This window comes from Alcaligenes sp. Lyrl_28, assembly GCF_051948705.1.
GTDB lineage: Bacteria > Pseudomonadota > Gammaproteobacteria > Burkholderiales > Burkholderiaceae_B > Alcaligenes > Alcaligenes ammonioxydans.
The window spans coordinates 331,204-356,383 of record NZ_JAYJLG010000001.1 but is presented as its reverse complement, the minus strand read 5'-3'; the positions used below and the strand labels follow the sequence as shown (position 1 = coordinate 356,383).

The 25,180-nt window shown below is 57.9% G+C and carries 17 protein-coding genes; 7 read left to right on the top strand and 10 right to left on the bottom strand.

The window, feature by feature from the left end:
* Positions 1–93 precede the first annotated feature (93 nt).
* Positions 94–1,242: an NAD(P)H-dependent flavin oxidoreductase gene (locus VF694_RS01570; RefSeq protein ID WP_440163588.1), complete on the top strand. Its 1,149-nt coding sequence runs from the start codon at positions 94–96 to the stop codon at positions 1,240–1,242.
* A gap of 77 nt (positions 1,243–1,319) precedes the next feature.
* Here VF694_RS01570 and VF694_RS01565 read toward each other — a convergent pair whose 3' ends face one another.
* Entirely contained in the window at positions 1,320–1,856 is a 537-nt protein-coding gene (locus VF694_RS01565) for a hypothetical protein (RefSeq protein WP_003799485.1), read from the bottom strand.
* 343 nt (positions 1,857–2,199) lie between these two features.
* Here VF694_RS01565 and VF694_RS01560 point away from each other — a divergent pair, with 343 nt between their 5' ends.
* The 5 genes from VF694_RS01560 to VF694_RS01540 all read left to right on the top strand — a co-directional run bounded on the left by VF694_RS01560 (position 2,200) and on the right by VF694_RS01540 (position 12,904).
* Positions 2,200–8,109, top strand: coding sequence for an alpha-2-macroglobulin family protein (locus VF694_RS01560; RefSeq protein WP_440163586.1), 5,910 nt, complete (start codon positions 2,200–2,202; stop codon positions 8,107–8,109).
* Positions 8,093–10,255 carry a penicillin-binding protein 1C gene (gene pbpC, locus VF694_RS01555; RefSeq protein WP_415301742.1) on the top strand — a complete coding sequence of 721 codons (2,163 nt, stop codon included), beginning with the start codon at positions 8,093–8,095 and terminating at the stop codon, positions 10,253–10,255. Before VF694_RS01560 ends, pbpC begins: the two co-directional genes overlap by 17 nt.
* Before the next feature lie 74 nt (positions 10,256–10,329).
* The gene (locus tag VF694_RS01550) at positions 10,330–10,905 is read left to right on the top strand and encodes a hypothetical protein (RefSeq protein WP_440163585.1); all 576 of its coding nucleotides are present in this window, start codon (positions 10,330–10,332) and stop codon (positions 10,903–10,905) included.
* Positions 10,906–11,018: 113 nt separating this feature from the next.
* Entirely contained in the window at positions 11,019–11,396 is a 378-nt protein-coding gene (locus tag VF694_RS01545) for a hypothetical protein (protein WP_240208622.1), read from the top strand.
* Between the two features lie 212 nt (positions 11,397–11,608).
* Entirely contained in the window at positions 11,609–12,904 is a 1,296-nt protein-coding gene (locus VF694_RS01540) for an aspartate carbamoyltransferase (protein ID WP_003799495.1), read from the top strand.
* Between the two features lie 180 nt (positions 12,905–13,084).
* Here the strand turns inward: VF694_RS01540 and VF694_RS01535 are convergent, their stop codons facing one another.
* The 5 genes from VF694_RS01535 to VF694_RS01515 all read right to left on the bottom strand — a co-directional run bounded on the left by VF694_RS01535 (position 13,085) and on the right by VF694_RS01515 (position 19,064).
* Positions 13,085–14,605: a CoA-acylating methylmalonate-semialdehyde dehydrogenase gene (locus VF694_RS01535; RefSeq protein ID WP_131070640.1), complete on the bottom strand. Its 1,521-nt coding sequence runs from the start codon at positions 14,603–14,605 to the stop codon at positions 13,085–13,087.
* 78 nt (positions 14,606–14,683) lie between these two features.
* Complete coding sequence (gene actP / locus VF694_RS01530) at positions 14,684–16,252, bottom strand: cation/acetate symporter ActP (protein ID WP_003799500.1); 1,569 nt, start codon at positions 16,250–16,252, stop codon at positions 14,684–14,686.
* A complete protein-coding gene (locus VF694_RS01525) occupies positions 16,249–16,566 on the bottom strand; it encodes a DUF485 domain-containing protein (protein ID WP_003799502.1) in 318 nt (105 codons plus the stop codon). The genes actP and VF694_RS01525 overlap by 4 nt, the downstream gene beginning before the upstream one ends.
* 51 nt (positions 16,567–16,617) lie before the next feature.
* Entirely contained in the window at positions 16,618–17,412 is a 795-nt protein-coding gene (locus VF694_RS01520; RefSeq protein ID WP_003799503.1) for a crotonase/enoyl-CoA hydratase family protein, read from the bottom strand.
* 44 nt (positions 17,413–17,456) lie between these two features.
* Complete coding sequence (locus VF694_RS01515) at positions 17,457–19,064, bottom strand: long-chain-fatty-acid--CoA ligase (protein WP_131070638.1); 1,608 nt, start codon at positions 19,062–19,064, stop codon at positions 17,457–17,459.
* A 115-nt stretch (positions 19,065–19,179) separates the two neighbouring features.
* Between VF694_RS01515 and VF694_RS01510 the strand changes: the two genes are divergently transcribed.
* Positions 19,180–20,232: a helix-turn-helix domain-containing protein gene (locus VF694_RS01510; RefSeq protein WP_003799507.1), complete on the top strand. Its 1,053-nt coding sequence runs from the start codon at positions 19,180–19,182 to the stop codon at positions 20,230–20,232.
* A 33-nt stretch (positions 20,233–20,265) separates the two neighbouring features.
* Here VF694_RS01510 and VF694_RS01505 read toward each other — a convergent pair whose 3' ends face one another.
* From VF694_RS01505 to VF694_RS01490, 4 genes are all read right to left on the bottom strand, one after another.
* On the bottom strand, positions 20,266–21,162 hold the full coding sequence (locus VF694_RS01505; protein WP_003799509.1) for a recombination-associated protein RdgC: 897 nt from the start codon (positions 21,160–21,162) through the stop codon (positions 20,266–20,268).
* A 167-nt stretch (positions 21,163–21,329) separates the two neighbouring features.
* Positions 21,330–23,003: an MFS transporter gene (locus VF694_RS01500; RefSeq protein ID WP_440163583.1), complete on the bottom strand. Its 1,674-nt coding sequence runs from the start codon at positions 23,001–23,003 to the stop codon at positions 21,330–21,332.
* A gap of 4 nt (positions 23,004–23,007) precedes the next feature.
* Entirely contained in the window at positions 23,008–24,378 is a 1,371-nt protein-coding gene (locus VF694_RS01495; protein ID WP_440163582.1) for a sensor histidine kinase N-terminal domain-containing protein, read from the bottom strand.
* A 102-nt stretch (positions 24,379–24,480) separates the two neighbouring features.
* Positions 24,481–25,170, bottom strand: coding sequence for a response regulator transcription factor (locus VF694_RS01490; RefSeq protein ID WP_003799515.1), 690 nt, complete (start codon positions 25,168–25,170; stop codon positions 24,481–24,483).
* Positions 25,171–25,180 lie beyond the last annotated feature (10 nt).

Here is a 25,180-nt window from a genome sequence, read left to right as displayed (position 1 = left end):
TTTTTATTGCCCTGTTTCTGGTCCCGACGTGGCCGGCAGGTTCTTGCATCAACCTAAGGTATTTACATCGTGCTAAAGACGGATTTACGTCTCATGTCCCTGAAGGGAAAACTGCTTTTGCCTATTGTCCAAGGCGGCATGGGAGTCGGTATATCGGCGTCCCGACTGGTCGGCACTGTGGCTGCACTGGGCGGGCTGGGAACCATCTCCAGCGTGGATTTACGGCGTCATCACGAAGACCTGATGGACAGCACTCAGGGTGAAGTCGAAAAAGGTGTGGTCGATGCGGCCAATTTGCAGGCGCTGGATCGTGAAATCAATCTTGCCCGAGAGCGCTCGGGCGGCAATGGCGGCATCGCCGTCAACATCATGAAGGCGGTTTCGCAGTATCCCGAGTATGTGCGCCAGTCGTGCGAGAGCGGTGCGGATGCCGTGGTAGTGGGTGCCGGTCTGCCGCTGGACTTGCCCGAACTGGTGCAGGACCATCCCAAGGTCGCGCTCATCCCCATTCTGTCCGACGTGCGCGGCGTCACCTTGCTTGTAAAGAAATGGCTGCGTCGCAAGCGATTGCCCGATGCCGTTGTTCTGGAGAATCCCCGGTATGCGGCTGGCCATCTGGGCGCAGCCGATGATCAGTCTCTGAATAAACCGGAATATGCGTTTCAGCGCGTGCTGGAGGGATGTCGTGCCTTATTCCGAGAGTTGGGCCTGGAGTCCGAGCGCATCCCTTTGATCGCTGCCGGTGGGATTCACCGTCCTGAACAGTTGCGCCAGCTTATGGATTGGGGGGCGGATGGCGTGCAAATGGGGACGGCGTTTGCGGTGACCGAGGAAGGCGATGCCCACGAGAATTTCAAGCGTGTTTTGCTGGATGCGGAAGCCAAAGACATCGTGACCTTCATGAGCGTGGCCGGATTGCCGGCTCGTGCCGTGCGTACACCGTGGCTGGACGCTTATTTGCACAAAGAGAAAAAACTGCAATCGGTGGCTCGCGAACGGCCGTGCACCGAAGGCTTTGACTGCCTGGCTCATTGCGGTTTGCGCGACGGTGTGCAGCGTCATGGACAGTTTTGCATTGACCGTCAATTGGCGTATGCCTTGAAAGGCGATGTACAGCGGGGTCTGTTCTTTCGCAGTTCAGAGGCCTTGCCTTTCGGCAAGGCCATGAAGTCTGTGCGCGAACTGATGGACTATATGTTGAATGGTCGCAGCAAAACACCGGGTGTGGTCCCTGCAGTCTAAGGACCGGGGCTGGGCGAACTGTCTGGGGTGCGAACTGAAGCAGGACGCTCTCCAGACTAAGGCGCGCAAGCGGTGTCTTAGCCCTTGAGCTCGCGTATCAGGCCTTCTTCAGCCGCATCGATGGTATGGACAGCTTCCCGTCGTTGTGTCTCCAATGCCAGACGACGGGCAATCTCATAGCACTCCTCGATGTGCTGGTTGCCGACCTTGCGCAGTACGACAAAGCTGATAGAGGCAGAAATGGCACTGCCTATCAGCGGGACATATTTGGCACCATATTTACCGGCCAGCTTTTTTGCTCCCAGACGCACCAGAATATTGATGATGCGATCAGTGCTCAGAACGCGGCCCACCAGGCCCAAGCCCATGCTTGTTCCACCGACCACCACCAGCTTCTTCAGCTCGGGGCTCAGGGCGTCCACATCGCTGGCCGTCAGTCCAAAGCGGGCATTAATAATGGGGATGACCTTCATTAAAATGGCCACGTCGGTACCTACGTCCACGCCGGGAACAGGGACAACGGCAGCGGCGGCTGAAAGCAGGGCGCGTCGACTGATCAGTTTGCGACATTCCTCTCGGGTCTTATCCAGTTCCTGCAGGGTCATGGTGCTCATGTGTCTTTCCTGAAATCGAAGCGCTTGGGTCTTCACAAGCCTCACTCTATATGGGGTTAGTGGGCTGGTTTTCCAGTGCTGCTGTCTGTTCGTATGGCATTTATCGTAGTTGATGTCGCCAGTTTGAGGAAAAAAGGGGGTGTTTGGTCGCATTTGAAATTTTTACTTTCAAATGCCATGTTTGCCCCTTCAAAGCCATTGCGCCGTGATTTAAAGTCCGGCGTTTTTTTTTGTTGCACTTGGTGGCATTCTTTAAGCATGCATGTAAGAGTTTATACACGCTCAGCGTAGCGGATTTCCATTAAACTGGCGCCGAAAATAGCATATCCATAGGGGAAGAACGATGCATCGCCAGTCTTTGCTGGGCTTGATGTTCTTGCTGGGCGTCAGTAGCGCCCAAGCCATTACGATTAGCAGTTTTTCGCCCCAAGGGGCGACGTCCGATTTACGGGATGTCAAAGTTACCTTTGCCAAGCCCGCTGTTCATTTTGGCGATTCACAACTGCCGGCACCTGTCCAGGTCCAGTGTGATGATCCTTCCGTTGCGGGGCAGGGCCGCTGGCTGGATTCCCGTCGCTGGATTTATGAGTTTGATGAGCGACCAGGACCTGGCTTGACTTGTACCGCCGTGGTGTCCAAGAGCTTTCGCAGCATTAATAATGAAGCGATTAGCGGACCGGCTCAATATCGTTTCAATTCCGGTGGCGCCATTTTGGAATCCAGCCGCCCGTATTACAGCATTATTGATGAAGACCAGGTATTTTTATTTAATTTCAATGCGCCCGTTAATAGTGCTTCTTTAGTCAAGCACGGGTATTGCCGGGTTGAGGGCATTGGCGAGCGCATTGGCTTAAAGGCCATTGAAGGTGCGCAGCGTGATGCCCTGGCTCGTTCTGCCTTCTATGTGGATGAGGTGGATGAGCGTTATCAGGCCGTGCAATGCGCGCGTCCTTTGCCCGCCGATGCCAGCGTGTCGGTTGTGCTCGAGCCGGGCATCACGACAGCGATTGCCAATCGCAAGGGCGTGCCTAATACCGACCGCTATACCTTCGATTTTTCAGTGCGGCCACATTTCACGGCTTCGCTTTCTTGTCTGCGCGAACGCGCTGAGGCGCCCTGCACGCCTGTTGGCAGTGTGGCTGTACAGTTCTCGGCACCGGTTGCCTATGAGCACCTGCAGCAGATTCGTCTACAAGCCGGCGACAAGGTATGGGAGCCTGTGTCCGACCAGGATGAGGCCTGGCAAGACCGTGGTCCCGGCCAGAATGTACGATTTGAGGGGCCTTTTCCGGAAAATGCCCAGCTGACCATCCAGGTTCCAGACTCCTTGACGGACGATGCCGGGCGGCCCTTGCAAAATCCCGAGGTCTTGAGCAACGGCATGAAGACGACGACGTATCCGCCGCTGGTCAAGTTTGTGGTGGAGCCTTTTGGGATTGTCGAGCGCTTTGGTCATGCTGATCGCGATGGCTCGGATGACGCTGACCCACCCGCCATTGGTTTGAACTTGCGTAATGTGGAAGCGAATCTGACCACTCAGCAGATGCTGGTGTCGGCCGGGCAGGTGGGGGCGATGGCGGTCAAGGACGATAAGGAGGTCCTGGCCTGGTATTCCCGGCTGCGGCAGCTTAACTATTCCTGGTCGGTGGCAGCGGACACGCTGAAGAGCATGATGGGCAGCGATTTTCGCGTAACCGCTCTCATCGATCAAAACGGTTATCTGGATCTGCGCGCTCAGCCTCTGCTTCAGGGCAAGGATCTTAAAAAGCTTGATTTGCCCGGCATGGACCAGAAAAACGAGCGTCCTTTTGAACTGATTGGCGTGCCGCTGAAAGAGCCCGGTTTCCACGTTCTGGAAGTGGCCTCGCCGCGCTTGGGCGCCTCCTTGCTGGAGTCGGCGGGCACCATGTATGTGCGTAGTTCGGTGCTGGTCACCAATCTGGGGGTACATATCAAGCAAGGTGGTGATGACCTGCTGGTTTGGGTCACTACCCTGGATGATGCCAAAGTCGTGCCCGGCGCCAAAATCCGTGTCATGAATTGCCGCGGCGAAGAGCTGGTGCAGGGCGAAACAGGGCAGGACGGGGTTTTTCATCACCCCCATCCTGTCTCCAGCCCGGATTATTGCAATGAGACTGGCCTGTCCGGCCTGTTTGTGACGGCTCGCATCGATAAAGACAACCCCATGGCCAGGGGCAAAGACGAGTTCAGTTTCGCGCTGAGCGAATGGAACGCCGGTATCGAGCCATGGCGCTTTAATGTGCCCTATAACTGGGGCGGTCGCGATGAGCCGGTTGCGCATAGCGTGATGGATCGCAGCCTGTTTCGTGCCGGTGAAGTCGCGCACATGAAACATTACCTGCGTGAGCGGGTACGCGATGGCTTCAAGGCTCCAGTTCGTTATCCCGAGACGATGATCGTCGAACATGAAGGCAGCGGCAAACGGATTGAGTTGCCACTGAAATGGCAAAAAACGGCGGCCGGTAGCGTATTTGCATTGACCGACTGGACGATCCCCAAGGATGCGGAGCTGGGTGTCTACCGACTGCGAACCGAAGGCGAGAACCAGTACTTCAATTTTGGTGATTTCCGTGTTGAGCAATTCAAGCTGCCTGTGCTGGGCGGTAGTATCAAGTTAAGTGATGGTCAGGATCGTCCCTATCTGATCAGTCCTGAGCAGATGCAGGCTGATCTGCAGCTGCGTTATCTGTCTGGTGGCCCGGCGGATTTCCTGCCTGTACAACTGTCGGCGGTGGTGCGCAGTCAGTCGCCCGCGTTCAGCACTTACAGTGACTACAGCTTTGCGCCGCCTGAAAAAGCGGATCAGTCGGCGATGTCAGAGGCTCGCGTTTTCTTGAACAAACAACGCTTCCAGCTCGATGCCCAAGGCGGGTTGCGTGCCAAGCTGGATCAGTTGCCTGTAGTGGATCAGCCTTCCGAGTTTTTGGTGGAGGCGACGTTTTCCGATCCCAATGGCGAGATTCAAACCCTGACCCAGACGATTGCGGTATGGCCTGCCGATGTGGTTGCGGGCTTGCGTGCAGGCACTTGGTTGGCGGCGGGTTCATCCACCCAGCTCTCGGCTATTGCCTTAAGCCCTGACGGCATGCCCTTGAAGAATGTGCCAGTCCGTATTGAGGCCGCCAATGTGCAGCGCTTCTCGATTCGTAAGCGTATGGTGGGCGGGTTTTACAGCTACGACAACCAGGAGCAGCGCCAAGACCTGGGTACGGTCTGCGAGGGACGCAGCGACGAACAGGGGTTGGTGCAGTGCGATGTAAAACTGGAGAAGGGCGGCCAGGTGGAGCTGCGTGCCATTGCGCGTGATGACAAGGGCCGTGAGTCGGTGGCCGCCAGCACGGTCTGGGTCAGCGGTTCGGGCTCGTTGTGGTTTGGTGGTCAGAATGATGACCGGATAGATGTCATTCCTGCGAAAAAGACCTGGGCGCCGGGCGAAAAGGCGCAGTTCCAGGTGCGAATGCCATTCCGTGAGGCCACCGCCCTGGTGTCGGTGGAGCGCGAGGGTGTGTTGCAGGCCCAGGTTGTCCAGCTCGAAGGCGACAATCCGACCGTCAGCGTGGAGATCAAACCCGAATGGGGGCCGAATGTCTACGTTTCCGTGCTGGTGCTGCGGGGGCGTCTGCGTGATGTTCCCTGGTACTCCTTTTTCAGCTGGGGCTGGAGCCAGCCTCTGACCTGGTACAAGGCCTACTCGGAAGGGGGGGGCGAGTTTGTGGCCCCGACTACCACGGTAGATTTGTCCAAGCCCAGCTATCGCTTTGGTCTGGCCGGTATCGAAGTGAGTAGCCAGCAAGATGCGCTGGATGTGAAAGTCAGCACGGATCGCAATCAGTACGCCATCCGTGAGCAGGCCCAGGTGGATATTCAGGTTCTCAAACCGGATGGTTCACCCGCAGCCGGTGCTTCCGTGGCCCTGGCGGCCGTGGATCAGGCCTTGCTGGAACTGAGCCCTAACACGAGTTGGGACCTGCTCACGGCCATGCGTGCTTTGCGGGGTTACAACGTGCAGACCGCTACAGCACAGTCCGAGATTGTGGGACGTCGACATTATGGCCGCAAGGCGGTGGCAGCAGGCGGTGGCGGCGGCAAGAGCCCCACCCGCGAGTTGCTCGACACCTTGTTGCTATGGAAGGGCAATGTGGAGCTGGATACTCAAGGACGCGCGACCGTGACGGTCCCCCTCAAAGACTCCTTGACCCAGTACCGCATCGTGGCCGTTGCCGATTTGGCTGGTGAGCGTTTTGGCAGTGGCTCCGCCCAGATCGTCACCACGCAGGATCTGCAGATCATTCCTGGTTTGCCCGCGATTGCTCGCGAAGGCGATCAGTACCAGGCTCAGCTTACGCTGCGAAACAGCAGCCCGCGTGCCATGACGGTCAACGTGCAGGCACAGTACCGTGGCAAGGGCTTGCCATCAGCCGCCTTGCCTGAGCAAACCGTTGAACTGGCTTCCGGTTCGGCCAAAGTGGTCTCCTGGCCCATAACGGTCCCAGCCTCCAGTGGCTCGGCTGATTCGCATCAGTTGGAATGGACACTGGATGCGCAGGAAGTGCTGCAGGCGGCGGGCAAGAGCAAACCTGCCAAGGACAGCCTCTCCATCAAGCAGGAAGTCTTTACGGCCACGCCGGTAACGGTTCAGCAAGGAACGCTGGTGTCCGTGTCCATGGAGCAGCCATTGAACATGTCGGTGCAAGTGCCGGCCGGCGCCCTGAAAAATGAGCAGGGCGGGGTGCAGGGCGGCCTGCAAATGTTGTTCCGTTCCTCCTTGGGGGGCGGAATGGAAGGGGTGCGGGCCTGGTTTGAACGCTATCCTTATACCTGCTTTGAACAGCAAGCCTCCCGCTTCATGGGCCTGCGTGCTGAAGGCGCATGGGCTGGTCTGATGCAGCGTCTGCCTTCCTATCTAGACCAGGATGGCTTGCTGCGTTATTTCCCCAGCAATTACGGTTGGGGTAGCCGTGTACTGACCAGCTACATTCTGGATATCAGCTACATGGCTCAGTCCATGGGGCTGAACTATCCCATTCCTGACGGCTTTCGCAACGAGATGCTGCAAGGACTGGAGAACGTGGTCAATGGCCGAATCCCGTCCATGCAGACCGTTTCTCGCCAGGAGCGGGATATCGAAGTCATTCGTGCGGTTGCCGTATTGGCGAAGTACGGCCGTGCGCGCGTCACAATGCTCGATTCGGTCGAGTTGAATTTGCAAAGCTGGCCGACCGATATTCTGCTGGCATGGGTGGATCTGACCCAGCGCCTGCCCGGGATCAAGCAAGCTGCGCAAAGCCGTAAAGAAGCACTGGGGCTGATTCAGGCACGTCTGATCAGCCGCGGAACCCGTCTGGTGTTTGGCGACGATGCACTCAATGGCAGTCCCTGGGCCATGACCAGCCGGGTGACCAATCAGGCTCGCCTGATGCTCTTGGTCAATGAGATGCCTGACTGGACTGAGGACATGCCTCGTCTGGCCCAAGGTCTGTTGGCCGAGCAACAGCGTGGTGCCTGGCGCATGACGACGGAGAACCTCTTGGGCAGCCTGGCCATCGAGCAATTCAGCCGTCATCACGAGCAGGCCCCGACAGGACAGTCCATGGTGATTCTGGGCTCCGAAACGGCCCAGGTGGTGGACTGGGATATGCTGACACCCGACGGCCAGGGCGTACGCTCCACCAAAATGGATGTGCCTTGGCGTGGCGAGCAGGCAGACAACTTGAGCGTTGAGCAACTAGGTGAGGGCAAGGCCTGGATTGACGTTCGCTCTCTGGCCGCTGTGCCGGTGACCAAGCCTGTGGCGGCCGGTTTGAGCATAGAGCGTCAGGTTCAGGCTGTGGAGCAGGCCAAACCAGGCGTGTGGAGCCGTGGCGACATCATGCAGGTGACGATCAAGGTCAAGGCGCAAGGCCAGGCCAGTTGGGTGGTCGTGTCTGACCCGGTTCCTGCCGGCGCGACCATTCTGGGCAGTGGACTGGGTCGGGATTCGGCCATGGCCACGGCTGGTCAGACGCAGTCCGGTCAATGGCCCAGCTTTATCGAGCGCCGCTTCGATGGTTACCGGGCGTATTACGAGCGTTTTGAGGAAGGCACGACGGAAGTCAGTTACACACTGCGCCTGAACACGGTGGGCCAGTTTGTATTGCCGGCCACGCGGGCCGAGGCTTTGTACGAGCCCGATGTTTTTGCTCTCTGGCCTAATGAGCACGTTTTGGACGTTGTGGATGCGCCAAGCCATTAAAGCAGGGTTGCTGTTGTCGGGACTGGCCCTATGGGCCAGCTCCGGACAGGCCACACCCAGCTATGAAGACGTTCGTCAGTCCTTCCGATCGTCTGATGTGCAGGTCCTGGATCGCCAGGGCCAGCTCATCCAGCGGGTGCGACTGGACTTTCATCAACGGCGCGGCGACTGGGTGGCGCTGGAGCAGATTTCCCCGGCTTTGCAATTGGCGGTCTTGATGTCCGAAGATCGCCGTTTTGAATCGCATGGCGGGGTGGACTGGCTTTCAGTGGGTTCTGCGGCCTGGGACGGTGTGTTTGCGGGACGGAGCCGAGGCGCGTCCACCATTACCATGCAGTTGGCCGGGCTGTTGGATCATACGCTGCTTGGCGGACGGGGCGGGCGTTCGGTGTGGCAAAAACTGGATCAGGTAGTTGCCGCTCAATCATTGGAAGATACCTGGACCAAACCGCAAATTCTGGAGGCTTACCTCAATCAGGTAGCCTTTCGGGGCGAGCTTGTCGGGGTGGATGCGATGGCACGCACCCTGTTTCAAAAGCAGGCCGCTGCGCTGGATGCACGCGAGTCAGCGATTGCTGCCGTTTTGCTGCGAGGCCCCAATGCCTCGGCCTTGACGGTCGAGCGTCGGGCCTGCTTGACCTTGCAGGCAATGGGACGCGCCCAGCAGTGCCAAGCATTAAGTCATCTGGTGCCTGTGGCCTTGCGTCGAGCCGGGCAGGCACCACTGGGGCAGACGCAACTGGCGCCGCATTTCGCCCGCTGGGTTCTGGAGCAAAGTCCACAGACCGAAGCAGGAGATCGCTTGCACACTACCCTGGATTCGCGTCTTCAACGGCAGGTTCAAGCCAGTGTGCGACGACATCTGCTGGATCTGCGCACCGCCCGTGTGCAGGATGCGGCCGTAGTGGTGCTGGATAATCATCAGGGGCAGGTGCTGGCCTATGTGGGCTCCAGCGGCGACCTGTCCGAAGCCGCGCAGGTCGATCATGCCCGGTCTTTGCGTCAGGCAGGTTCCACGCTCAAACCTTTTCTATATGAGCTGGCCATCGAGAAGCGTCTGCTGACGGCCGCTTCCTTGCTGCAGGACTCACCCTTGAATCTGCCAACCGGCAATGGTCTGTATATTCCACAAAACTACGATAAGCAGTTTATTGGCTGGGTTAGTGCGCGCAATGCTTTGGCTTCGTCCCTGAATATCCCTGCCGTACGCGTTCTGACCTTGCTGGGGCCGGCCAGTCTGGTGGAGCGTTTGCGCGAACTGGGGCTTAATTTGCGGCAGGACGGTGATTTTTATGGTTACAGCCTGGCCTTGGGCAGTGCTGATGTCACCTTGCTGGAGCTGACCAACGCGTACCGTGCTCTGGCTAATCTGGGCCAGGCTCAGGCGGTAAACGTGCGTATGGATCAGTCCATGGCCGCGTTTCGTCCCGTCATGGACCCTGGAGCCAGTTGGATTGTGGGTGATATGTTGTCTGACCGTCAGGCCCGTGTGCTGACCTTCGGCTTGGACAGTGCCTTGAGTACCCCGTTCTGGAGCGCGGTCAAGACCGGAACCAGTAAAGATATGCGTGATAACTGGGCTCTGGGCTGGACGGAGCACTACACAGTGGGCGTCTGGGTTGGCAACAGTGCAGGACAAAGTATGCAAGATGTATCCGGCGTGAGTGGGGCCGCACCGATCTGGCACGAGGTCATCTCTGTCCTGAACCAGTACAGACCCGGTCGTCAAACGGTCCGGCCAGAGCAGGTGCAGCTTCGACAAATCGTGTTTGTGCCGGCTTTGGAGCCCAGTCGTGAGGAGTTTTTTGTAGAGGGCACGCAGACCGATCGTATTCAGTTGAACGATGCAAATCTGGCCTATGCCGGTCCGGCCCGTATCCAGGAGCCCGTCAACGGTACGATCTTGGCCTTGGACCCGGATATTCCGCCGCAAAACCAGCAACTGCGCTTGCTGGCGCAGGGGCAAATCAACGAAGCGTTGGAATGGTGGGTCCAGGGCGTGAAAGCGGGCGGTGGGGCCCAAGTGCGTATTCCCCTGGTACCCGGTACGCTGCGCATTGAACTGAAAACCGAACAAGGTCGGTTGATGGACCAAGTCAGTGTACAAATTAGAGGTGCACAAATGACAAGCTTTAACAAAGATTAACCGCTTGCTCTTTTGCATGACTGATACACTGCTATCCTTATTGATACTTCGTAAAGAGAGGGGGGAACTTCACTATGATGACTTTACGCACACTGGCTCGAATTTTGGCGCCCATTGGTCTGCTCGCCTTGGCTGCTTGTCAAACCGTACAAGAAAAGCCGAGTGACGCTGCCGGTACGTCCAGCGCGGCAACGCAGGCTCCCTCTACGTCAGCGCAACAAGCACCCGCTCAGGCCGGGGCCGAGCAACAGGCAGCGCCTGTGCAGATCTTTTTGGCTGATACACAGGAACAAGCAGGTTGGGCTCGCGTCGATGTGCAGCCCAATGGTGTGCTGTTCGTGAATCCACGCGCCGTTGTGGTGCGTGAGGATTTGGTGGGCGTGCAGGCCGGCACCAACGACAGCAAAGAGGGTTTGCTGGCGCTGGATCTGACGCCTGAAGCGGCTCAGCGTTTGCTGCAAGTGACGACCCAGTTCCCCAAAAAGCGTTTGGCTTTGGTCGTGGGTGACACCATGTTGGCGGCACCTGCGTATGGTTCGCCCGTTAAAGACGGCCGCCTGATTTTCATGGTAGGCACGGAAGCCAATGCGCTGGCGGCGGCTCGCGCCATAGCCGGCCCGCAGGCGACCCAAAACAACGGCAAGAAGTAAGCGCGATTGTTTGATTTGAATGCTGCTCTGGCCCTGGGTTCACCCAAGTCCGGCTGTTTGAAAAACGCGGTGGGCGCCAGCCCGCTGCTCTTGTTCCTGACAGGAAAGTCGGTATGGTGAACCCACCAGGCAGTCTTGCTTTCTACATTCTTTCTTTCCGGGTTCTGATCGCCCTGCACGGGGCGGCGCTTGTGTTCATCATGTTGATGGGCACGGGGGCGATCTCATCAGTTTTTGTTCCCGCCCTTTTACGCCTGCCCTTGTTTGTCTTTTTAATGGGGGTGGTGTCAGCGTTTCTGGCCTTGTGCTGGAGCCAGTGGACCTTGGTCTGGCACAGTTCCAGGACAGGGCGCCGTTGGGCCTGGATACCCGGATTCTGTTCTGCCTTCTTTCTGGCCCTGAGCTTGGCGCTGTTTGTGATTGGCGTCTGGGGCACCTTGGGTTTGGCCGACTTTGCCTATCAACATAGTGAATGGCTGACAGGCCAGTAAAGCGGACCGGTTTTTAGTGTACCCAATAGTGATCCGGCAGCATCCTTGAACGATGCCATGCCAGCGGGCTGGGCTTTCGCATGTCGTGTCCTGCCATCTGCTGCGTAGATCGGCGTTGTATTTTCTGCAATAGCCACAATTCCTCCTCGCTTTTTTCAGCTTTGCGGTTTTAAAATATGCGCATTGCGTATATTTCATAAGCGAGAGCTGATATGGCCGTCTCCCAACAAGTTTTTTTGCGTGATGCAATGCGTCGCCTGAACCTGACTCGTGACGTTTTTGCGGCACGTATTGGGGTGAAGCGTCGTGCTCTTGATACCTGGCTGCTGCCGGAAGGCTCCTTGGAGTCCCGGGCCATGCCCGAAGTGGTGCAGCGCTTTGTCACGGAAATCGTGGAAAATGAAGCGTTGCTGAGCAAGTATGCGCAAAGCGCACAGTCGGGCCCCTTGCGTGATCGCATTGCCACCGGTGGCAAACATCAGCTCTTGTCTGTAGACCAGTTCACCCGTGAAACCGTGGAAGAGCTGTGCAGTCTGGCCGACATCATGCAGCCTATCGCCCGCCGTCAGAAAGTATCGCGCGTGCTGGAAGGCGCTGTGCTGGGTAACCTGTTTTTTGAAGCCTCGACTCGTACCCGCGTCAGCTTCGGCTCGGCCTTTTGCCGCCTCGGTGGTTCGGTGTGTGACACGACCGGCTTCACCTTTTCCTCCATGGCCAAAGGCGAATCCATTTACGACACCAGCCGCGTCATGAGCGGTTACGTGGACGCCATGGTGATTCGTCATCCCGAACAGGGTTCGGTTGCTGAATTTGCGCGCGCTACCAACATCCCGGTGGTGAATGGTGGTGACGGGGCGGGTGAACACCCCAGCCAGGCCTTGCTGGATTTGTATACCATCAGCACGGAGTTCTCCCGTCTGGGCAAATTGTTGGACGGCGCACATATCGCCCTGGTGGGTGACTTGAAATATGGCCGTACCGTGCATTCGCTCATCAAGCTGCTGGGCATGTACCGCGGCCTGAAATTTACATTGATTGCGCCTCCTGGCCTGGAGATGCCCGAACATATTGTCGAGCAGGTGGCCAAGCAAGGTAAGCATGTGATCGAGCAGACCAGTTCCTTGGAAAAAGGCTTGCCCGGTGTGGACGTGATTTACGCCACGCGTGTACAAAAAGAGCGGTTTGAGGAAGGGCAGGACGGCAGCTTTACGGCCGACTTTCAAGTTAACAAGGCGATTATTGATCGCTGCTGCGGCCCGGATGTGATTGTGATGCACCCGCTGCCACGCGATAGCCGCGAAGGGGCCCATGATTTGAGCGTGGATCTGAACCACGACCCTCGTCTGGCTATTTTCCGCCAGGCTGACAATGGGATTCCTGTCCGCATGGCTATCTTTGCCGTTTTGTTGGGTGTGGAAACGCTGGTGCAGCACTCGATGCGGGATGTGACCTGGAATCCTCCCTCCCACGTCGGTCCTGATGATGCGGTTTTCCACGGTATGTACTAAGTGGAGCAGGCGTCAGCGCTAAATACACATGAATAGAAAAACCGGGGCTCTGAATCAGAGCCCCGGTTTTTTTGTCTTTGATAAAAGTGCTTTTTAAGTCTGCTGGGTGAGCAGGCTTAGAGCGATATGCCAGGCCGAATCGCCGCCAGGAGGCGAAGAGTCAGCCCGGCAAATCCACCTTTACTTGGACGTAGGCATGGCAAATTCCGCTCCCTTGGAGATGCTTTCTGGCCAGCGCTGCATGATGGATTTCTGGCGGGTGTAAAAGCGCACGCCTTCTTCACCGTAGGCGTGCATATCGCCAAACAGGCTCTTCTTCCAGCCACCAAAGCCGTGCCAGGCCATAGGGACAGGAATAGGGACGTTGATACCAACCATGCCCACATGGATGCGGCGGCCAAATTCACGGGCCACGTTACCGTCGCTGGTAAAGCAAGCCACACCGTTGCCGAACTGGTGCTTGTTGATCAGCTCAATGGCGCTGGCCAGATCCGGTACGCGTACGCAGCACAGAACAGGGCCAAAGATCTCGTCCTGATACACGCTCATGTCGGGGGTGACGTGATCGAACAGGGTGCCGCCCATCCAGAAACCGTCCTCGCATCCTTCACCCGCTTTGGCGCCGTCAAAGTTACGGCCATCCACCAGCAGCTTGGCGCCTTCTTGTACCCCTTTGTCGATGCAGCCACGGATGCGTTCGCGCGCTTGAGGGGTCACGATGGGGCCCATTTCGGCGGCAGCATTGGTGCCGTTCAGAATCTTCAGACTGCGAGTACGTTCTTCCAGCTTGGGCAGGATGCGTTCGGCAGAGTCACCCACCAGCACTGCCACCGAGATGGCCATGCAACGCTCGCCAGCCGAGCCGTAGGCGGCGCCGATCAGGGCGTCCACGGTCAGGTCGATATCGGCGTCAGGCATGACGACCAGGTGGTTCTTGGCGCCGCCCAGCGCCTGAACACGTTTTCCGCCCGTTGCGCCCATTTCATAAATGCGATTGGCAATCGGGGTGGAACCTACAAAGGATACCGCCTGAACATCCGGGTGATTGACCAGGGCCTCAACCGCGTCTTTATCACCCTGCACCACGTTGAATACGCCGTCGGGCAGGCCGGCTTGCTTGAGCAGCTCGGCGATGAACAGGCTGGGGCTGGGGTCAATGGGACTGGGTTTGAGTACGAACGTGTTACCGGCCGCGATAGCGACAGGAAACATCCACATGGGAACCATGACGGGAAAGTTGAAGGGAGTGATGCCCGCCACGACTCCCAGAGGCTGGCGCAGGGTCCAGTTATCGATATTGGTGCTGACCTGTTCGGTGAAATCACCTTTGAGCAGTTGGGGGATACCGCAAGCAAATTCCACAATCTCAATGCCTCGGGTGACCTCGCCCATAGCATCGGATAAGACCTTGCCGTGCTCAGCAGTGATCATGGCAGCCAGTTTTTCCTTGTTCTCATTGAGCAAGGCCAAAAAATTGAACAGCACACGGGCGCGGCGCAGGGGCGGCGTGTCGGCCCAGGCTGGGAAAGCGGCCTGGGCACTGGCCACGGCGTTGTCGATATCCTGCTGGTTACCCAGTTTGACCTTGGCGCTGACCTGGCCGGTAGCCGGGTTGTATACCGCTTGAGTGCGTGTGCCGGCGCCAGCGTGCTGGCCACCTCCGATGTAGTGAGCAATTTCGGGGGTGTTTAACTCTGTCATGGTGATGCTCCTGCTGGGATGAATGGAAACAAGGGGCGGCAAGTTCGTCAGGTGACTTGCCGCCAGAGTACCAGTTATCTAGTGAGACACGGCGGCAATGCCGACGGCGGTTTCAGCCCGGACCTGCTGGGCGTCAAACCCGGCGCGGTCCTGGCTGGCGCGGCGGCTGCTGTCCAGCTTCGATACCAGGTAGATCATGAAAAATGCCAAAGGCATGGAAATCAGGGTGGGGAAGTCGTAAGGAAATACGGCTTCGGAAAAGCCTAGAATGCGCACCCAGACGGCGGGCGAGAGAATCACCAGCCCCAGGGCCACAAGCAGGCCGCTTAAACCGCCATAAATGACGCCGCGAGTCGTCACCCCGCGCCAGTACATGGACATCAGCAAGACCGGGAAATTGGCCGAGGCCGCGATACTGAAAGCCAGGGCAACCAGGAAAGCGACATTCTGATCGCGGAACAACAGTCCCAGGAAAATGGCGACAAGGCCAATGCCAATGGAAGCCAGACGATTGACGCGCATGGCCTGGGAGGGGGTGACCTCGTCACGACGGATCACCTTGGCGTACAAGTCATGCGCAATGGCTGAGGCACCGGCCAGGGTCAAGCCACTGACCACGGCCAGAATCGTGGCAAAGGAGACCGCGGCCAGCAAACCGAACAGGAGGTTGCCGCCCAGGGCCGTAGCCAGATGCATGATAGGCATGTTCGAGCCGCCCAGCACCATGCCGCCCACCTTGCCGTCCACGTAGAATTCGGGGTGATTCGGCAGGATGGCCATGGCAGCCAGGCCCAAAAAACAGATCACCACAAAGAACACACCCATCAGGCCAGTCGCCACAAAGACGGATTTGCGAGCGGCTCGCGCATCGGGCACGGTGAAAAAGCGCATCATGATGTGCGGCAGACCGGCAATGCCAAACACCAGCGAGACGGCCAGTGACAGGCCGGAGAAGGGATCGGCCATGAGTTTCCAGGGGCCTTTCATGGCAGTACCAGCCTGGTGATGGTCGGCCGCAGCGCTGACCAGAGCGGAAAAGTCGAAGTTGAAGTAATACAGGGCCAGGGCCGCCATCAGAAAGCCATTACCCATCATCAGGACGGCCTTGATGATTTGTACCCAGGTGGTAGCCACCATGCCGCCAACGACCACATATACCATCATCAGCAGACCCACCGCTACCACGGCATAGGTGTAATCAATACCAAAAAGCAGTTGTACCAGTTGCCCGGCACCGACCATTTGGACGATCAGGTAAAACAGCACGACGGTCAGCGAGCTGATGGCGGTAAAGATGCGGGTGCTGCGTTCATCCAGACGGTACGAGACAATATCGCTCAGGGTGTAGCGGCCCAGGTTGCGCAAACGCTCGGCAATCAAAAACATGATGATCGGCCAGCCCATAAAGGCGCAGACGGCGTACAGCAAGGAGTCAAAGCCGTTGGTAAACGCCAGGGACGAAATGCCCAGCAGGGTCGCTGCGGACATATAGTCACCCACAATGGCCAGACCGTTTTGTGTGCCGGTAATGCCTCCGCCGGCCGTGTAAAAGTCCGAGCTGGAGCGCGTGCGCGACGATGCCCAGTACGTGATGCCCAAGGTCACCACGACAAAGGCCCCAAAGATCAAAATGGCTTGAGTATTCATGGGTTCACCTTGGCCAGTACGCGCTCGCACAAGGGGTCAAAGCGGGTGTTGGCGATGTGGATATACACGCCAGTCAATAACCAGGACACAACAATCAGTCCTATTCCGTACACCATGCCTGCGTTGACGGCTCCTCCACCGCCCAGGTCATGGGTCAACACAGTCGGCCAGAAAATGGCCATTACAATAAACAGGCCAGTCAGTCCCAGGCAGATGCCGGCGCAGGCAAATGCCAGACGCCGACGCTGCGACTTGAGTTGTTCATATTCCTGTAGTCCGGACAGTGCCCGGCTTAACTCTTGATGCGACAGCATGGTTTTGTCTCCGTATTGTTGTGATTACTGCCCATGTCCGCCTGGCCGATGTTATTTGCTCGGCTTCACTTTATGAGCTTTCTTGTTAACGAACTCGCCCAGGCGCTCTTGTACGTCCCGCCCGGTCTGTACGACCGCTGCCATCAAGCCCTCGGCAAAGAGACCATCGGTGGCAGACATATCGGCAATGCGGCTGATCGAACTGACGATGGCGTAGTTCGATAAGAGGGCATTGCCCGCAATGCGCTGGGCCAGTTCCAGGCTCAGCTCATAGGCTGTTTTGGGATTGGCTTCGTTGTTGCACACGTAATGCGCCAGCCCCAGACGCTCTCCTTCCACGGCATCGAGCACACGACCTGTCAGCATCAGTTCGATCATGCGGTTCGGAGAGATGATTTTTGCCGTTCGCACGGTGGCACCGCCGCCAGTAAAGATGCCGCGTGTACCCTCGGGCAGGGCAAAAAAGGTACTGCTGTCGGCAACGCGGATGTGCGCGGCACTGGCCAGTTCCAGCCCACCTCCGACCACTGCGCCTTGCAGGCAGGCAATGACGGGAATGCCGCCGTGCTCAATCTTGTCAAAGGCCCGGTGCCAGCTTTGGCAGACACGCAGAAAGTCCACCGCGCTCCGTTCTTTATCGTGGTGCTCTTTCAGGTCCAGGCCTGCGCAAAAGTGATCGCCTTCGGCCTTCATCAGAATTACCCGGATATGCTCGGGAATATTGGAAAAGTAGGCGTCAATTTCAGCGATGGCCTCTTCATCCAGGGCATTGCGCTTGTGCGCCTTGTTCAGCGTGACAATTCCGATGTTGTCCAACTCGGTGGTGAGCAGGAAAGGGGCGGCCATAAAAAACTCCTTGTGTTACGTAAATGCGAGGGCAGTGGTGCAAGTCAGCGGGGATCGGTTTGATCGGTCAGCATCTTGCGCAGCGCCATTTTTTGAATTTTTCCAGTTGCTGTCATGGGCATCTGGTCGATGAAAATGACTTTGTCGGGTACGGACCAGCGGGTGACGCGATCCTGGTAGCGCTTGAGCAGGTGGATCTCGTCCAGCTCAGCGCCTTCGCGGGGCACCACGAACAGGACTGGTCGTTCGCCCCATTTGTCGTCGGCCTGGGCGATACAGGCAGCCAGCTCAACCAAGGGTTCTTCCATGGCGATGTTTTCGATCTCGATCGAAGAGATCCATTCGCCACCGGACTTGATCACATCCTTGCTACGGTCGGTAATGTAGACATAGCCGTCGGCGTCGATGGAGCCTACGTCGCCAGTGCGGAACCAGCCGTTTTCGCTGGCCAGATCGGGCTTGCCGTAATAGCGGTCCATGATCCAGTTGCCCTGGATCAGCAGGTGGCCGCTGCTCTTGCCGTCGCGTGGCAAGGTATTGCCTTGGTCGTCAACGGTCTTCAGGCGTGCACCGAACAGGGCACGGCCTTGAGAGGCTAGAACGTGCTGTTTCTGCGCCTCGGGCAAGGTGCGGTGCTTGGGCAGTAGTTGGCAGACGGTGCCCAGCGGCGAGGTCTCAGTCATGCCCCAGGCATGGCGTACCGTAATGCCGTATTGAGCCCAGCTGGCAATCATATTGGGCGGGCAGGCCGAACCGCCAATCAAAATGCGACTCAAGGTGCTAAATGTCTTGCCTTGAGCGTTGGCGTAATCCAGCACGGTTTTCCAGATGGTGGGTACACCAGCGGACAGCGTCACGCCGGCGCGCTCACACAGGGAATAAATGCGCTCACCTTGCAGATTGGCGCCAGGCAGTACCAGTTTGGCGCCGGACATCAGCGCAGAGTAGGGCAGGCCCCAGGCATTGACGTGAAACATGGGCACCAGCGGCATGACAGCGTCGGCGCTGGCAATGCACAGCGCATTGGGGTGCGCTGAGGCATAGGCATGCAAAAGGGTGGAACGATGGGAATAGAGCGCGCCCTTGGGGTCGCCGGTGGTGCCGGAGGTGTAGCACAGGCCGCTGGCGGTGTGCTCGTCAAAGACCGGCCATTCAAAGCCCGTCGTATCGTTGCCCAGCCAATCTTCATACTGGTCGGCCAGGTCACCTTGTGCCTTGCTACCCATGCGTACCCAGTGTCGGACGCTGGGACACTGGCTGCGCAGATCGCTGACCAGGTCCTCAAAATGTTCGTCATAAAACATCACCGCGTCTTGGGCATCATTGATGATGAAGGCAATTTGCTCGCGCGTCAGGCGGGGGTTGACGGTATGGCAGACCAGACCGATACCCGAGGTGGCATAGTAAATTTCCAGGTGACGATAGGTGTTCCATGCTAATGTCGCCACGCGCTCGCCCGCTTGCACCCCATGCTGTCGCAGTCCCTGGGCCAAATCCTGAACCCGCTGGGCAAAGTCAAGATAGCGGTAGCGATGCAGCTCGCCATTGTCCAGGGCGGTGACGATTTCTTGCTCCGGGTTATTCTCTACGGCATGGGTGAGAATTGAACTGATGAGCAAGGGCATGTGCATCATATTTCCAGTGCCTAACATGGTGATGTCTCCTTGTATTATGACTATCAGCATAGGATGGTTTCGCCCCTTGCCCAATAGCGAATACTGCCGTTGAATATGCAAAAAGTGACAATCTTTGAAGGGTCATGGAAAGATGAATGCTTTGCCCGGCACGCTACCGGTTCCTGTCGATGCTGCGCACACTGCCACGGTGGCGCTGGATCTGGTGCAGGACTGGTTTCACAGTTTGCGCACCAGCTATTCGGAACAGGTGCTGGATCATTGCCTGAAGCAGTCAGGCATCGTGAAGGATTTTATTGATCGCCCTGGCGCTCGTCTGACGCGGGATCAACTGGTGCGCTTGTATCAGGTCAGCGCCCGTAAAACAGGCGATGAGATGATGGGGTTCTGGACCCGGCCTATACGGGCGGGAGCCTTGAAATACATCGTGCGCACGGTGCGGGATGCGCCGTCCATCAATGTGGCTTTGTACCGCTTTACCCAGTTCTGGAATCTGTTGCTGGACGATTTCAGCCTGAATCTGATCCGCACCGATACAGACCTGGGTATTGAGCTGGTGCCCCGCTATGGGGATGCCTGTGTGCATCGTTTCGGACATGCCCTGATGCTCAAGCTCACGCACGGCATCGTGTCCTGGCTGATGGGGCGTGAGGTGCCCGTGCAACAAGTGGCTTTTGCGTTTGCGCGGCCAGCGTTCGCGGCGGATTACTCCGTCTTGTTTCCTGCTTCAGTGAGTTTTGATGTGCCGTGCTCGCACATTGTGTTTGGCGCGGAACTCGGTCAGGTGCGTCCGCAGCGCACTCAGGTGGAGGCCAGGGCCTTTCTGGAGCGGGCCCCGCGCGACTGGATTTTCACCTCGTATCATGAGCATGCCCTGCGATTGAAAGTACGGGAGATTTTGCACACCGATCTGGGTTTGACCCTGCAGGACGTGTCGGGGAAACTGCATATTTCGGCGCGTACCCTGATCCGCAGACTTCAGGAAGAAGGTCTGTCCTTTCAAGGGATTAAGGATGAATTGCGCCGGGATCTGGCGATTTTCAAATTGCTGCGCAAAGATATGTCGCTGGCTGAAATTGCGTATGCATTGAAGTTCAGTTCGCCAGCGACCTTTCACCGGGCTTTCCGTCATTGGACGGGGATGACGCCCGGTGTGTATCGTGCCGCTCAGCAGGAGCTAAGCTGAAGTGGGAGCCAGCAGTCCAGGAAGGACGTGGGCTTACTTGCGTTCACCGCCCAGCACCTCGACCAGGTCGCTGATCATTTTAGCCAGTTCGGACGTCATCAGCGTCATGTCCGCATCGAAGATTTCTTCGTCGTTGACGGCAGTCACATCCTGCTTTTCCGTCAGGATATCGAGCGGTGCGACACGTTTGATGTCCAGCGCGTCGGTCAGTACAAAGCTGATGCGATCCGCCCAGGTCATGGCCAGTCGGGTGCATTGCTTGCCCGCTTCGACGTGCTTGCGCACTTCGTCGATATCGGCACTTTGCTTGACGTAGCGCACGGCCGCACCGCTATCGCCCGTCGAACGTAGCTCGGTGTCCTGGTCAATGGTGAAATTGGCCAGCTGTTCTTCTTCCACCAGCCATGAGGTCATGGCGGCGCCGGGGGATTGTTCGGTGTAAAGCGGCTGCACAGGGAACGGTTCCACGCTTTTGGCCAGCAGCCCCAGCACTTCATCACTTTTAGCCGTAGCCGCCGCATCAATGGCCAGCCAGTGGTTGCGGGTGTCCAGCCAGACCCGGGTGTCGCGCGAGACCGCAAAAGCACGCGGCATCAGATCTACGATGACCTGTTCCTTGATTTCCTTCATCTGCTTGCGGCCGGGCTTGTAGCCTTGCTGCTCCTCAATATCACGCGCCTTCTCGCGCGCGACCTGATTGATGACTGTGGTGGGCAGCAGTTTCTTTTCGGCGCGCAGGGCGATCAGATACTGACCGTTGACCTCATGCACCAGGGCATTGTTTTCACGGGGACTAACCCAGCCCAGGCTCAAGGGTTCCTGGCTGGAGCCTGGCGTAAAGCTGTGTTTGGCCAGAGCTTCTTCCAGCTCTGCGGCGGAACATGTCCAGTCGGGGGAGAGGCGATAGATGCGTAGATTCTTAAACCACATGGAGACGAAGATAAATAAACGTAGAAAAGGAGCGGGCATACAGCCCGAGGCAATGTTCGATTGTACGCGCAGATGTTCTTGTGCCGCCCGGCCATTTACGCACCCTTGCATTTGCCAGTCCATCTGGCCTTTTTGCGACACGCCAGGCTATCCGCCTGCAGACAGGGCTAACGATTGATATCGTTATGGCGCGTCTCTCGCACAAAAGGCGCACCAATGGCGACGGTGAGCAGGCACACCAGAATCGGGTACCACAGGCCGTCATAAATATTGCCGGTAAGCGCAATCAGGGCAAAAGACAGGGTCGGTAAGAAGCCGCCGAACCAGCCGTTGCCGATGTGATAGGGCAGACTCATGGAGGTGTAGCGGATACGAATCGGGAACATCTCCACCAGCATGGCGGCGATAGGGCCGTAGACTGCCGTGACCAGCGCTACCAGATAAGTCAGCAAGACTACCAGCATGAGCTTGTTAACCTGTTCGGGATCGGCCTTGTCCGGGTATCCGTACTGACGCATGGTGTCGGTCAGTTCGTTTTTCAGTTCCTGCGAGTGCCGGGCAAAATCGGCTCGGCTCAGGTGCCCACCCTCAAAGCCATCAATCACATGATCGCCAATTCGGACCTGGGCGACCTGGCCGGGGGCGCCCTTGACGTTGTTGTAGCTGACCGCATGGCTGGCCATATACGACTTCACAATGTCGCAAGAACTGGTGAAGGTATGGCTGCCCACGGGATTGAACTGGAAGGAGCAACGGGTCGGATCGGTGATGACCGTAACCGGGGCGTTGCGTTGGGCCTGCACCAGAGCAGGGTTGGCAAAATAAGCCAGCCCTTGAAACACGGGGTAGTAGGTGAGTGCAGCCAGCAGACAGCCCGTCAGAATAATGGGTTTGCGTCCGACCTGATCGGATAGCCAGCCAAAAAAGATGAACAGGGGAGTGGCCAGCAAGAGGGAGATGACCATCAGGGTTTGTGCCAGCGTGGCCTGCAGTCCCAGCATTTGCGTAATGAAGAACAAAGCGTAGAACTGCCCCGTATACCAGACCACGCCCTGGCCTGCCGTCAGTCCGAACAAGGCCAGCAGAGCGATGCGCAGATTGGCCCAGCGGCCAAAGGACTCGGTAATGGGCGAGGTCGACAGCGTGCCCTCTTCCTTGATGTGCTGAAAGGCAGGCGACTCTTTCAGGTTCATCCGTATCCACACAGAAATGGCCAGCAGCAGCACGGAAATCAAAAATGGAATACGCCAGCCCCAGACGACAAAAGCTTCTTCGCCGACCAGACTGCGTATGCCCATGATGACCAGCAGCGACAGCAATAAACCGACTGATGCCGTGGTCTGAATCCAGCTGGTATAAAAGCCGCGCCGGTGCTGGGGAGCGTACTCGGCCACATAGGTTGCAGCGCCGCCGTACTCACCTCCCATGGCCAGACCCTGCAGTAGACGAAGGACGATCAGCATGATGGGGGCGGCGATCCCGATAGCCTCATAGCTGGGTAGGACGCCCACCAAAAAAGTGGACAGGCCCATCAGTAAAATGGTGATCAGAAAAGTGTACTTTCGTCCGACACGATCGCCGATGCGGCCAAAGATCAGGGCGCCAAAGGGGCGCACTGCAAAGCCCGCCGCAAAAGCCAGCAAGGCAAAGATAAAGCCGGCCGTCGGGTTGACGGCAGAAAAAAAGTGCTGGGCCAAAATGGCCGCCATGGAGCCATACAGATAGAAGTCGTACCACTCGAACATGGTCCCCAGGGCCGAGGCAAAAATAACCTTGCGTCCCTGGGTGTCGAGTTTGTTCTTGGTTTTGGGGGAGGCGACACTGGTGATTGTCTGGGGCATGCGTTCAGGCTCTCCAAGGCAAAGACAGTGGGAAACTGACACGCAAGCGCAGGCCACTGGGTTGGCCTCCCGTCAGTGGCATGAAGTCGATGGAGGCGCCATGAATGTCAGCAATCTCCCGCACGATGGCCAAGCCCAGACCACTGCCGTCGGCCTGGTTGCCCATGATGCGATAAAACCGGTCAAAGATTCGTGACTGATGCTCCGCGGAGATACCGGGCCCATTGTCTTCAATCTCCAGCCAGCCTTTGCCGGCTGCCTGACCCGTACGCAGGGTGATCCAGCCACCGGCCGGTGTGTAGATCAGGGCGTTGTCCAGCAGATTGTTGATCAGCTCGTCAAGTAACACCGGATCGGCCTGCAAAAGGATGGCCTTGGGGTGGTTTTCCAAGCCGAGGTCCAGCCCTAGACTCAGGGCGTCCGGCACCCGTTGGCCTACATGCAGTTCAGTCAAGGTGTTCAGGTCCAGGCTCTGCTTGGTGGGGGCATAAAGGGCATCGCTGCTTTCGGCGCGCGCCAGCGCCAGCATTTGCGTGACCAGCCGCGTGGCGCGCTCTGTGCCGCGGACCAGCTGTTGCAGGCTGGCTTCCGTTTGTTGGGGGTCCCGCTCTCGCAGGGCCAGTTCGGCTTGTGTGCGTATGCCCGCCAGAGGAGTTTTCAACTGATGGGCTGCGTTGGCAACAAACTGTCGTTGAGTGGCGGAGAACTGGGCCTGCTGAGCCAAAAGACCGTTCATGGCATCGATCAGCGGCACAATTTCGGCCGGAGCCTGTTCCTGGTCCACAGGCGACAGGTCGCCCGGCGCCCGGGCTCGCAGGCGCGCCTGCAGCAGGTTCAGGGGCTCCAGCCCGTGCGTCAGCCCCAGTCCAGCCAGCATGGCTGCCAGCGGCACAAGAATGAATTGCGGAGTCAGCATTCCGATCAGGATTTCCCGGTGTAGCACCGCTCTATGTTCATTCGTTTCAGCGGCAACCGCCAGAAAAGGCGTGTTGTTTTTGTCCTTGCCCCCCCAGACATAGGCCAGACGCAGACTCTGATCGTCCAGAACCACATCCCGGTAACGCAGCAGGTCGGTGTCATAGCTCCAGCTGTCGGGAACTGGCAAATGGGCATTGCCGGCCAACGGGGCTCCATTGGCATCGCGGATTTGCCAGAGGGTGGGCGTGGGACTTTCCTGCCGCAAAATGGTTTGCGCGCCGTGCGACAGCTCAATAGGCTGGTTCAGGTCCTGGCGGCTGATTTCCACCCGCAGCAGGTCCAGATGATCGCGCAAGGTGCGGTCATAGGGCGAGTTGGCAATATGCTGGGCGATGAAATAGGTAATGACAATGCCCACGGTCCACAGCAGAAACAAGGGCCCGAAAATCCAGATCATGATCTTGTGGATGAGCGGACGTGGCGCCCCGCGCCTTTTTCGGGCGGGCGCGACAGTGGCACGTGATGGGGGCGACGCGGGCTGCATGGACGATCCCTTCGCTTAGGCTGGAGCGTCTTCTCGCAGTTTTTCCGGTTCCAGACAGTATCCCAGGCCCCGCACAGTCAAGATGCGCACGCCGCTGGGCTCCAGCTTTTTGCGCAGGCGGTGAATGTAGACCTCAATGGCATTAGGGGTGACTTCCTCCCCCCACTCACAGAGCAGATCCACGAACTGGTTCTTGCTGATCATGCGCCCGCTGCGCGACAGGAAAATCTCCAGCAAACTGGTTTCGCGGGCTGACAGCTCCAGGGGTTGATTGTCGATATACGCCATACGGCCCTTCAGGTCGAAGCTCAGCCGTTTGTGATGCAGCAAGGCGCTGCTGGTGCCGGTACTGCGCCGCGTCAGGGCGCGTACCCGCGCTTCCAGCTCCGTCAGGGCAAAGGGCTTGGACATATAGTCGTCTGCGCCCAGGTCCAGGCCGCGCACGCGCTGCTCCACCGTGTCGCTGGCAGTCAGTATCAGCACGGGAAGCGTGTCCTGCCGCTGGCGGATGGACTGCAATACGGACAGGCCAGGCTTTTTGGGCAAGTCCAGGTCCAGAATCAACAGGTCAAAACTTTGAAGCTGCAAGGCCGAGTCGGCGCTATCGCCATCGTGCACGACATCGACCGCATAGCCTTCGTAGCGTAAGGAGCGAGAAAGTCCATCCGCGAGAATACTGTCGTCTTCAGCTATGAGTATGCGCATGACCCTACAC

Bases quoted from the DNA above. Each gene is read 5' to 3' on its own strand.
- VF694_RS01570 (WP_440163588.1), top strand. From the start codon at position 94: ATGTCCCTGAAGGGAAAACTGCTTTTGCCTATTGTCCAAGGCGGCATG.
- VF694_RS01565 (WP_003799485.1), bottom strand. From the start codon at position 1,856: ATGAGCACCATGACCCTGCAGGAACTGGATAAGACCCGAGAGGAATGT.
- VF694_RS01560 (WP_440163586.1), top strand. From the start codon at position 2,200: ATGCATCGCCAGTCTTTGCTGGGCTTGATGTTCTTGCTGGGCGTCAGT.
- pbpC (WP_415301742.1), top strand. From the start codon at position 8,093: ATGCGCCAAGCCATTAAAGCAGGGTTGCTGTTGTCGGGACTGGCCCTA.
- VF694_RS01550 (WP_440163585.1), top strand. From the start codon at position 10,330: ATGATGACTTTACGCACACTGGCTCGAATTTTGGCGCCCATTGGTCTG.
- VF694_RS01545 (WP_240208622.1), top strand. From the start codon at position 11,019: ATGGTGAACCCACCAGGCAGTCTTGCTTTCTACATTCTTTCTTTCCGG.
- VF694_RS01540 (WP_003799495.1), top strand. From the start codon at position 11,609: ATGGCCGTCTCCCAACAAGTTTTTTTGCGTGATGCAATGCGTCGCCTG.
- VF694_RS01535 (WP_131070640.1), bottom strand. From the start codon at position 14,605: ATGACAGAGTTAAACACCCCCGAAATTGCTCACTACATCGGAGGTGGC.
- actP (WP_003799500.1), bottom strand. From the start codon at position 16,252: ATGAATACTCAAGCCATTTTGATCTTTGGGGCCTTTGTCGTGGTGACC.
- VF694_RS01525 (WP_003799502.1), bottom strand. From the start codon at position 16,566: ATGCTGTCGCATCAAGAGTTAAGCCGGGCACTGTCCGGACTACAGGAA.
- VF694_RS01520 (WP_003799503.1), bottom strand. From the start codon at position 17,412: ATGGCCGCCCCTTTCCTGCTCACCACCGAGTTGGACAACATCGGAATT.
- VF694_RS01515 (WP_131070638.1), bottom strand. From the start codon at position 19,064: ATGTTAGGCACTGGAAATATGATGCACATGCCCTTGCTCATCAGTTCA.
- VF694_RS01510 (WP_003799507.1), top strand. From the start codon at position 19,180: ATGAATGCTTTGCCCGGCACGCTACCGGTTCCTGTCGATGCTGCGCAC.
- VF694_RS01505 (WP_003799509.1), bottom strand. From the start codon at position 21,162: ATGTGGTTTAAGAATCTACGCATCTATCGCCTCTCCCCCGACTGGACA.
- VF694_RS01500 (WP_440163583.1), bottom strand. From the start codon at position 23,003: ATGCCCCAGACAATCACCAGTGTCGCCTCCCCCAAAACCAAGAACAAA.
- VF694_RS01495 (WP_440163582.1), bottom strand. From the start codon at position 24,378: ATGATCTGGATTTTCGGGCCCTTGTTTCTGCTGTGGACCGTGGGCATT.
- VF694_RS01490 (WP_003799515.1), bottom strand. From the start codon at position 25,170: ATGCGCATACTCATAGCTGAAGACGACAGTATTCTCGCGGATGGACTT.